The organism is Paenibacillus silvestris, assembly GCF_009882985.1.
GTDB classification, from domain to species: domain Bacteria; phylum Bacillota; class Bacilli; order Paenibacillales; family NBRC-103111; genus Paenibacillus_E; species Paenibacillus_E silvestris.
On the sequence record NZ_WTUZ01000019.1, the window covers coordinates 22,073 to 34,142 of the forward strand.

Annotated in this window: 2 protein-coding genes; both read right to left on the minus strand. The window is 46.7% G+C overall.

Features of this window, described 5'->3' with window-relative positions:
- Positions 1–93: 93 nt before the first annotated feature.
- A complete protein-coding gene (locus tag GQF01_RS15115) occupies positions 94–8,304 on the minus strand; it encodes an S-layer homology domain-containing protein (RefSeq protein ID WP_161407607.1) in 8,211 nt (2,736 codons plus the stop codon).
- Positions 8,305–8,633: 329 nt separating this feature from the next.
- Entirely contained in the window at positions 8,634–11,981 is a 3,348-nt protein-coding gene (locus GQF01_RS15120) for an LPXTG cell wall anchor domain-containing protein (RefSeq protein ID WP_161407608.1), read from the minus strand.
- Positions 11,982–12,070 lie beyond the last annotated feature (89 nt).

The window sequence follows — 12,070 nt, forward strand, 5'->3', positions numbered from 1 at the left end:
TCCTAGTTTTTCCATTTTTGAGAGGCTCTAATCATCCTGAATTGTAAAGAAAAGAAGCAGGATGCCCCATGGGGTATCCTGCTTCTTTTGTCATTACCAGAGCGGCTCAGGTATCAGCTTGGTTAATGTTTCTGAGCCATCTTCATTACGTTTGTATTCATGCGTATTGGCGCTTTCCTCTACTTGCTCGAAGCCCCAATAAGACGGGGAGACGTCAGGGAAAGACTGACTGGCATTTTTCAGTGGACCGCGGTGCAAGAGACGATTAATCATCGTAACGGCTTCTGCACGAATCATAGCTTGTCCTGGTTGGAAAGAGCCGTTTGGATATCCGTTAATGATGTGATAACGGTAAATTTCCTCGATCTCATTCTTCGCCCAGTGCGTAGAAATATCACTGAAATGAAGATTGTTTGAAGCATCTGCTTTCAAGTTCAGGTAACGGGCTATAACGGCCGATAGCTCGGCACGCGTAATCGCCTTATCCGGGCGGAAGGAACGATCCTCGTACCCACCAAATAAACCAGCTCTCGTAGCAGCCTCAATGTACTCACTGCCCCAATAAACGACTGGTACATCTGGGTAGAGCACCTCCCCTTTCACTGTACTGCGCAGATTCATAATCCTTGCGAAAATCGCCGCCACTTCCGCACGGGTAATATTGCGCAGCGGCTTAAATTCCAGATCAGGGTATCCCATGATATATCTCGTGTGTTTGCTATCCTCATAACGATTCGAGAACAACATCACTTGAAGAGTAGACTTATCGTCTTCCAGGTGTACGAGTGTCGTCTTGCTAGAAATCGACGCTTCGTTCGTTACATTTTGTTCCGCTTTAGGAAGAGCGCTGGACAACACTTTCACTTTGTAAGTCAGCGACCCTTTTCCATTCGCTGCCAAGTCACCGATTGTCCACGTGATCGTATTTCCGTTCACGGATCCGCCTGCTACGTCAGCAACCGTCGTGTAGGTAGGAATTTGTGCAGTAACGAGAACTCCCTGCGCTAATGTACCTGTTTTGTTGCTGTATTCAACAGTAAACGTGATTTCTTGGTCTTCCCCGTAATTGGCTTTATCCGAAAATAAATGTACAGATAAGTCTGTTTGACCAGGCAGAACAACACTGCCACCTAAGTTGCCACTGTCGGATGACTCTGGCTGCATCTGCAAATCGTGTCTAACGATTGCATACTCGACGGATATCGTCGGACTGACATATGTCACATACCCCGGTTTCGTCACGCGCACATAGTAATCCGAAGTCGAGAAGACCATATACGCGTAATCCCCAGCAGCATCTGTGTTCTGCGGGTTCTTATTTTCGTTTGGCTGGAAGCCTGCGAGAATAGGAAGGGGTACCAAGGTGTGCTTGATTTTCCCACCGGTTGCGTTCCTAGGTGTATCAGCATAGTACAGCTCAACATGCGCACCTTCGATTACAGCACCTGTAGCAGCATCCGTTACCTTGCCATAAGGGTCAATTAGCTCAAGCGCAATGTTCAGTTCGCCATCGCTGCTGATCTTCAGCTTCGACAGCTCCCCTTGCGCGTTTTCATTCAGAACAATGAATGCGCCCGGCTCTACTTCGTAGCTAATTTCCACTTTGTATTCTCCTTGCGTCAGACCATTCATACTGAACGTTCCGTTCGCTTGAAGTGGAGCGTTTGAAATTTCATGATTCGAGTTATCAAGCAATCGAACCCTCATCTTGCTCGTCATATTCGTCGGGAATACGCCGACACTCTGATCGTCGTTGCCCAGCGCAATAAGCCCGCTGGCCCCTTTAGTAGGCCTAAATTCTTCATGTCCCGCTCCAGAAACCGCACCTGCCGTTATCGTTTGTGTGTAGGTGATAAGCTGGGTGTGTCCGCCGATTTGAACAGGTTTCGTAATTTGCATTTGATAATCGACGCCTCCGCGAGGGATCGCGATCTTGTAATAACCTTGGTACGTATCTTTCGTAACCGTATAAGCTTCGCCGGTAAAGTCAATGTCGGGGTTCGCATCAAAATTCGCTGTAATGACAACATGAGCTCCGTTAACCGGCGTTACAACGCCATCGATCATCTCGGTTACAGTCCCTACGATACTTGCCGGTTCAAAGGTCATGATAATTTGCGCTTTGGCATGCAGATCGCGCGGGCTATCGTCAGCAATAGCCTGAATCGGGAACCGCTCGGAGATGATCCCCTCGATGACAGCGGACTTGAACGTTACCTTTGCTTCACCTTTTTCATTCGTGATAGCCGTTGAGCCACCCACGAAAGTGCCCACAGGAGCACTGAAGTTCACATGAACATTCGAAAGCGGTTGACCTGTTTGATCCAATACGACAGCCGTTAAAATAGTAGTGGACTGCCCATCGCCAACGATGCTGCTAGGATCAGCTTTTAAGACTAAACGATATTGGCTGAGCTCAGCATCTACGATAACTTGGTTGCTTCCAACTGTGCTAGGTATAGCGTAGAATGTCTTGCTTGCCTCTGCATAATTCTCAGCTTGCACCACGATGCTGTAGCGTGCTGCCGGACGTTGTCCGAAATTATATCCACCACTTGCATCTGTTGTTGTTTTCGCGATTTCTACATGACTAGCATCTTCGTTGTATAAGGTAACGATAGCGCCAGCAATTGGCCGTTGGTCACCAGCATCTGTAATGGTACCAATAATTTCAATCGCATTCTTCACCGTAAAACCATTATTGCCGCCAAATGCGCCTGCAGGTGCATCTGTCTGGATATCATGACCGCCGATTGCCGCATCATACCCTATAAAGGTTAATTTGAACGACTCTGAAGTAAGATTACCCAGAATATCGTCTGGTAACCGTGTCAGCACGTTTTTCCATTCTTTATGACCATCTGTGATGAATGTATCCGGGTTCGTCAGCACGAATTGAATGACTTCGGAATGTGAGCCATGGAGATAGACAGCTTCCACTCGTTGCACATCGTTGGAGCTAACGGCCGAAAGCTTCAAAGGATCGCCTGGTGCAAGCACCGGCTCTGTCCATGGCGAACGCGGCTGGCTGCCTGCCCATCCGTCAAGCGGGTCCCCAACAACGTAAAGCTTATCTTGAATGCTCTCTTGGTTTCCGCTCCCGATGGCTGATGCCTTCAAACCGATCAGATGCGGATGATCGTTGTCATAAGGTGTTCCTTCCGGAACATGAACGACAAGCTGCAGCGCCTGCTGCTGTCCGGCATTCAACGTGAAGCCTGGAACGCCGCCTTGATTCACATCCGGAGAAATGAACGTCCATTTCCACTGCCCTTGATCGAATGCCCATGTAGCTACCACTTGGCCATTAACGACCACATCCGTAGCAAATGGCGTGTTCACTTCAAGCTTGAAGAGATCTACACCGGCTCCCGTATTCGTAACTATGTGCGGGAACGTTGCCGCTTGTGCGGCCTTCACGGTTTGATCCGGAGCTGTATTCAACGTGTGCTGTCCAAGTACAACCGCGTTGATTAAGTTCGAGCTCAGCTCCTCATACTGCTTCCCGCCCTTCGAAGGGAGAGAGTAATATTCGTTCAAGGTATAGCGAACGCCATAAACCGAGCTAACCACGGTTGCGTTATCCGCTTGTACTTTAAATTGTAATTCACTACTGCTGCCGGGCTGAATCGGCATGCTTTCCCAAGTCAAGTCATAAGTAGATCCGCTTACTGTAGCTCTAGGATCTGCCCAACTGATATGAACACCTGTTGGAAGCTGGATTGCCGTGAACGGGTTAAACGCGGTGCTCTGCCCGTTATTCGTCAGTTTCATGGTGAAGAGAAGCTCTTCACTCGCCGTGTCGAACGGAATGGAACCGTCTGGACGGGCCGGCTTGACGCTGCTTAACAGTAGGGAGATGTCCGGTTGCACGACGTTCACAGACAGCATCCCGGCCGATATTGTTCGAGGGGCGCCTGCCGTATCCGCTGTCTGATAGTCAAGCTTCGGTGTGAACTGAGCGAAATAAGCGCCAGTTGGTCCATCCGTTTTCAATCTTGTAACAATTTGATACTGCGCGGATGGAACCGTCGGACTGGCATCCCCTGTGATTTGACTGAGAGGATACTTATTTCCAACTTTCGGAATATCAGTAATCGAGCTGCCATCGACCTTACCTACCGAAATGATTTCCTGTTGAACAAGCCCTGACAACGAATCAAGATTTACATGATACGAGGTCGTATTGAGCGGCTGATCTACGCTAAGGAGATAGGTCACTTCATCCCCAGGGCGCACCGTAGTCGTGCTGTTGTTCGTCGATTCCTTGATCGAAGCCGATACCGTCAACACATCTACAGAAAGTACCTGCGGCAAGGAAACTACAGGGGTGTAAATGGCTACCGGTGTGGTCTCCCGGGACTCGTATCCGGTTATTTTACCGTTAATCGTAATACCTGTCGTCCCTGGCACGACTTCTGGCTTCGTAGTGACAATGAAGGTCACTTTCTTCTTACCGCTTACAGCAAGATCGGAGAGTGCAGACCATGTAAGTGTGTCACCACCGCTAAGGGAGCCGCTGTCGGAGATCGAACCTGGCTTCACGTTCAGTTCGCTTGGCAGCTTGACTTCTACCGAAGGCTTGTAGGCTGTCGCGTTCCCAACGTTATTCAGTTCAAACTCAACTGTAATCTCAGTGTTGGTCTTGGAAAACTTCGTATCGGCAATCGCTACCGGATCAATCGTTAATTTCGGCTGCATAATCGCAATGCTCGTTACGGCATCAGCCGTTTGCGCTGGATCGGAGCCGCTTTGCTTATGCCATTTGGCCACTGCCGTAGTTTTGTACGGAACTACTTCACCTGAAGCGAAAACACCTGCTTTTGCTTGCACTTGAAAAGTGTATGTGAGGACTTTAACCCCTGTTGAGGCGTCAGTCTCTGAATTATTTAAAACTTTGGTAAGCTTGTTTCCTGCAACCGTAAAATTGCCAGGATTCGTTATGCTAAAGTTACTTCCAAGGGAGTCGACTACATCTTCGACGACAACGTCGTACGCTATCGTCCCATCAGGAATAGTCACTTCAACTTGATAGTCGACGGTATCTCCTGGACGAATCTTAGAGATATCGCCGCTGCTAGTCGCTGTAATGACATTCGTAATCGTGACTCGTGGAACCTCAACCGTAGCTAAGCCCGCCACATAGTCATATTTGGCACCGCCAGCAGGCAGACTGTAGTAGTCTCCAGTGGAAGCTTGAATGCTTTGCGTTGATCCTGACCCCTTGACGTTGTCAAGACGGGCAGTGAATGTGTAGGTTTGCTCGTCATTATTAGCAAGCACTAGCACTTCCGGGAACGTCCTTGTAAGCCCGGTGGCCGTCCCGTCACCAGACTCGTAACTAAATCCTGCTGGCAGAGTTACTGTCGGTGTAAAGTTATAGGCCGGATTCAGCCCCTTGTTCTTTACCGTGACGGTATAGGCTTTGGTGTCGCCCGCTTTCATTGATGTTGTACTAGGCGTTAAGTTAATCTCCAGCTGCGGCGCTTTAATGGTCACCGTAGGCTTTTCCGTGTTCTGAACGGATAAGCTTTTGTTTGAACCAGATGCTTCTGCGTTCCATCTGAAGGTAGCGCCGGACGATTCACTTACCGATGTACCGGCATTAATCTTCTTCACATTGGCTTTAACATAATACGTGTATGTCGCGCCCGGTACCTCTGCCATTCCAGCAAATTTAATGTAGCCCGCTGTTGACGTATCGACAGTTAGCGCTCCCGTCCCCGTATCTGTTTCCGAATCATAACCCGTGTACGTTGCTAAATAAGCTTCATTGCTTGGTATTTCAATTTCAACCGACGGTGAATAAGCCACATTATTGGTCGGGACTTTCACTTCCACCTTGTAAACGACCCAGTCGCCAGGTTTCAAGGAAGTTTTCGTACCCGAAGTATCTTCAACCGTCTTCATAATCGTCGGTCCGGCCGCTGTCAGCGTGGTCGTCGTTATCTCTTGCCCACTATAAGGACGATTGATAACTCCAGCTGATGTATTATTTTGCCCATAGTAGGTCCAGGTCGCATCTTTAAGCACAATATCTCTACTCGCGCCGATTGGATCAGTTAGCTTTGCTGTGTACGTCAACGTCACCGAATTGGCTGCGCCTGGTTGTATGGAAGGAATTTCATTGAATTTGATCAACGTGTCTGTCTGTGTATAGTCTGGACTAACCGGCAAGTTCTGCAAGCCATCCGCTAACTTATCTGTCAGCTTGACATGGTAGGCCGGTGTATATCCATTGTTCGTTAGTTTAATTGTAACTAGAACCGATTCATTTCCGTGAAGATCCGTCGTTTTGCTCACTGTGCGCGTTATGCTCACATCAGGTTCTACATAAGCTAATTCAACTTCCTTACGTTTGCTTTCAACAATACCTTCTGAATTTTCATAGGTAAGAACAACTAGGTTTTTAGCACCTTTGTCCTTTTTGACGTAACTGGTATCGTCTTGAATCCGCACTTTTACCTCAGTGTCAAGTTGGCTAATCTGACCCTCGACTAGATCCGTATCGCCAAAATCCCACACCAGGGCATGCATAGCTTCTTCGTATGTAGGCGTTATTTCGTTAATTTGATAACTGTTAAGTGGGCCTTCCAACAACGTGCCGAGAGGTAGATAGTCATATAGCTTGACATTGTGTTGTTTCGCCTGCAGTCCCACAGCGTCGTAAGCCACTCTAAAACTAGCCGTGTCACCTACGGTTACCGCCTGCTTCAGCTCGTTAACCGGCTGGCCCCCCACGATGGTTCCATCATTCACTTTAACGATTTTCTCACTCACACTAGGCGTCGTCACGTGAACTTCGGTTGAATCGGAATCGGTGACCGCCCCAGACGAATCGGATGCACCGCTTACCTCTGCCTTATTGACCAGAACGTCCGCTGCTACTACATTGCTTCCACCGGATTTAGCAACCTTCCAAGTCGATCGAACGGTGGCTTCATATGTAATCGTGTACTCACGATCCGCAGCCCTTGTGTAGTCCATATCGCCTAGCGTCCACGTTAAAACTGTAGTTCCATTTCCTGAACCCGTTTTCGTGAGATCTGGAGATATTGTTCCATTGGTTGCATTTCGGACTAAGACCGAACCATCGACGAAGTCCTGCCCATCACCCAGCGTATCTTTCACGGTAATCCCTGTTACAGGTACGTACTCGTTTACTTTGACACGCAGCGTGTATACAAGCCTGTCATTGTATCCGACATCACTTCCTGCTGAAGAACCTGCTTTCTTCTGAACACCTTTATAAATTACGATATCTCGCGCTGTAATCTTATGGGTTACAGACCCCGAATAGGGTTGACCATCCACGATAGCACTATAGTCAAACTTATCATCCTTCTGTGTGCCATGCTGCATTATATGATTGCCTGCATCCGTATTCAAAAAGGCTGCCTGATAACTAAACGTTTTCTTACCTTTTCCGTCCTCACCTGCCACAGTAAGTGCTGGAAGCGTCCAGTTCGCGGTGCGTTCGCCATTGCTAACCGATTGTGTCGGCGTTCCGGTTTGACCTTCAAAACCATAAAGCTCTATTGCCGCATCCGTTTTCTCTTCAAACAATGTAAATGATGTAGAGGACCGTGCATTGTTAACCATTTCGATCTTGTAAGGAAGTTCTCCCCACTCTGAGCCTCCCGCTGGGGGTGTAGCATCAGGGCCCGCTCCCTTCACATTCTTCACATTATCGATAATACGAATGGAAAAAGGTGTGACCTTGATTGCTTTGCTCCATGTCTTGGTAGGCAGCGCAGCGTCATAGTATACGTTACGGGCATCTCTGCTCGCAAAAAGTCGAACCGTTGGCGTCAGAAAAGTTCCAAACGGAACCAGACCACTGCTATTTGCTTTCCTATAGTTATTGGAAACTTTGATTTTCACAGGGAAATCGAAGCTTTCCCCGGCAGCGATATCTTTGATATCTTTCCAGAAAGCCGTAATGGTTCCTGTACCGCTATCCGTTACTACCGTACTCGGACTCATATCCGATGCCAGTTCAAGGCCGTCCGGCAGTATCACTTCAACGCCAACGTTGAAGGCCATTTCTCCTGGAGCTTTATTATGGGCATGGACCAGAATTTCCGTATCGCGCCCTAGTACAGCTTCCGTTAATTCTTTCTTTTGTTGTCCATCCAGATCATTAGGATCTGCATCGTACCCGGTTACACTGAACTCATCGAGTTTATTTCCATCAAATGCATTGGTCGGTGCAGCCTGCACCGCACCAAGCATACCGCCAATTAACTGGATGACCAGCATTAGCGACATCAGGATTGCTACTTTCTTCCGATAACGCAGCATGATTTACCTCCACTTTAATTGTTGTTGCAATCGAAACACCATTTAAACGTTTTATTAATACTCGAACGACTTCACTGAACTCCATGAAATGGGCACCATGCCATAATCAGCAGGCAGATTTTCCTCTACTCATACAACCATTCTCCATATCTCACCCCATTTTCTTTAACTGTAAATAATCTATTTATAGTTAACCATGATTATAGTCCTATTGGCAATAACTTTATAGGCCTTATTTCCTAATAAATGTGAAAAACATGTCAGAATTTAGCGGGATAAAACAAAAAAAGCCCTAACAGCGAATGAGCTGTTAAGGCTTTGTATCAACTTTAATGTTTACGCCATCTTCTCCGTAAGAGGAAGCCTAGAAGAATGAGCGCCACACCGGCTATTTTCACAGCCGTGTGACTGGATTCACCGGTCACTGGGAGTGTCTCCTGCTGCTGTCCTTCTGCCGTCGTCGTTGGCTCTGGACTGACCGAAGGCGCAGGCCCGTTTGATGGAACAGGCGTTGGGCTCGGCGTAAGACCAGGACTTGGGCTTGAACTAGGTCCTGGGCTTGGTGAACTGGACGGAGTAGGTGACACACTTGGCTTCGGTGATGTTGAAGCACTCGGAGTCGGATCTGGATCATTCGTTGATGTATCGTTATCTGGCGGGTTAGTTGGCGTGCTGGTTGGTGGATTAGACGGCGTGCTGGTTGGCGGGTCGGTAGCCTTGGTATTGGTTACAGTTATCAAATAATTCTCACCCGAATTTAAAGAAACGGGGTATTCCTTAGCAGCATCTAGAGCATACCCAGCAGGCGCTGCACTCTCCTTCACAACATAATTGCCCTTCAACAGGCCGGTGAAATTAGCAATTCCATTTTCATTCGTGGTCACTGTACCAATCCGATCCAATGTCCTGTCAGTCTTGCGGTACAAGTCAAAGGTTGCTCCTTTGAGCAATACGGTGTTATTCGACGCATCCACCTTTTTGACAGTGAGCGAACCCCTTACTCCACTGCCTGTGCCGGAACCGCTCGAAACGCCAACAATAACATTTTGCTCGGTTTCTGTTGTGATTGTCGTTACATTTTTACCACTCAAGCTAACTTTATTGGAAACAGTATCCTTATCATTAGCCACGATGAGTGATTGGTACTCCAAAATGTAGGCGGAATTGATAGGGTTCACAAACTGCAGCCGGAATGTTTGTTTACCGCTCGTATCCGTATTGACAACTAGTGTATAGTCGACTTCCTTGGTTAACTCTACCCCTTTAGTGACATTTCCACTTGTATCTACGATCGTTTTAAATAGATGGAACGTATCAAGCAGCAGCAGTTGATTTACCGTAGGGGTATCTATTAATGCAGCGTCACTCAAAGTTGATTGTCCCTGGTTAATCGTGATCGTCCAATTAATTTTGTCACCGTTTTGCAAACCTTTCTTGCTGACGTACTCGCCTCCATGTGGAATGTTAACGGATGCTGTTAGATCCTTCGACACGGGTTTATCCGCATCGAATAGTTTGGCCGTATTGTTCACTGTACTTTGGTTAATAAGCAAGCCAAGGCCACTCGTTTTAAAAACGACATAATACGGCTCTGAAATCGGCTGCTTAAATGCCAGAATGAGCTTATTGTTAGCATCTACATGGTAGTCATAGCTGAGACGGTCTACAATCGACCCTATCGTGGTTACGCCATTCGCTAGGACTTTCATCCTGTAGACGTTAAAAGTAATGGAACCGTCGGAGCTCTCAACCAACTTTTGATTTGATTCTAAAAGATCCTCGAGCACGGCCGCTTCAAGTGGTTTACTGTTGTAATTAAACCCAATATTCCATGTGATTTGTTTTGAATTTAGATCATACGTTCCATTTTTAAACCCGTTGTTCTTCACTTCATCCTTAGGTACGAACGTTGTCGTGACTGTTTTGGTATACGCGACCTCAGAACGATAAGTCCAGTCTAATTTAACCCTATTAGGAAATTCAGTTGTGCTGTTCTCAGATTGTATCCAATCCAGATTAAACTCTGCTTTGTAGGTAATTAAGGTAGGTTTGGTGAGCGTATTTGCAAAAGTAATTTTGAAGCCTTCACCTGGGGATACTGGACCATCCACTGTATACTCTGTTGCATCTAGTATAGTATCACCATGTTTAATAACCAATGTACCAGGAATGAAGTGGAGTCCTTTGTTCGGAAACGTATCCGCCACAACGACGTTTCTCAGTTCCTGGCTATCCTCGTTAATCTTGATATTCCACACAACCGTATGAGCTCCATAGTCTACGGCACCAAAAGTCTTGGCAAGGACCCCTTGAATAATTGGTCGTGTGATCGTTTTAACTGTTCCGCTCCCACTAGTAACTTGGTTGGAAATAGTAGCATTATTAATAACGGGGCTGCTTGCCTTCGTCTTATAAATGATTTTATAAGCCGACGTAATATCGTGATTAAACTCCAGTTTGAACCCATTTTTGGAAGGTTGCGATAATGTCGTCAGTGTATATTCTGTAGCAGGCAATTCGACTCCCAACGTTTCATCGCCAGAGGAATTGAACGTTACAGGGTACACATGCATAGAATCAGACACCAATGCTTGGGTGTCATTGAATAAGTCAGCTAATGTTGCTTGCTCCTTCGCAATCGTCACTTCGTTATAGTTATACTTGATTGTCCATCCAATGGTCTGGGTACTAGGATTGTATTCTGAATCAGGTGAAATCTTATCAAGCGGGATTCCATGCTTGACTTCAACCGTTGCAGAAGCCTCGACAGCGGTTTTATTACTTCCTGATAACGTTGCTGTATTCACAAAAGGCCCTTTAGATTGATCATTAATTGACGTCGTGTATTGAATACGGTAGGCAGAAAGAATAGGGCTGTTTGTAAAATGTATGGAAAGATCACGCCCATCTGTACTCATCGTATACTTGCTGCTATCCACCAATCCCCCTTGCACCATTGTACCGTCCAACTTCACATCCAAATCGTAAACAGCAACAGTTAATGGAACATCCAACCCCGAAGGAATAGGGTCTGTTACGACCGCTTGCGATATGGAGTCCATCGACTTGTTCACATCAACGGTCCAGTCAATCTGCTTCGCATTAAAACCGTTAGCCATACCAGCTTTACTTATGGTAGAGGGAACATCCGGCCTGAAAACGAGCGTAAATACCTGTTCTCCCGAATGGATAGGGATCGTAATAATTTGTGTTGTGCTTCCAGTTATTCGACTTTTATTAAACAGGGTATTGATCGAGAGGGTCCCTCTCACATTATCATGGCTTTCAATAAAATTATTAAATGTAATGATGACTTGTCTGCTGTCCTTGTTTACCTGAAAAGTTCCAACTTGATCGTCACCAGTAGTTAAAGTCCCGCCCACGTTATTAAATAACAAGAATTGCTCTGGCAGCATAAACGTATAGGTGTCGCCTGCGCGGTAACTATGACCATCCGGCAAAGACCAGGTATAGTCCAGCTTTACTTTAGCGCCCTGATCGTATACGTTTCCCGTCACGATTTGTCCCGCGCTGTCGTAAACAACCATCGTCACACTTTCCAAAATGTTATCGGAGATTTCAGTAGCACTTGCTTTGGTTGAAACGCCGACGGCATACAAGCACTGCATGAAGACTAATAAAATGACGAGTAGCAGCTTCAATTCCTTCTTCAACATGTTCATAATTCCCTCCATTCCTATGAGTGTGTAGACCAAAGAAAAATTTCAACTCACCTTGATACAAAATGTATCAGAAAATGCAGCAC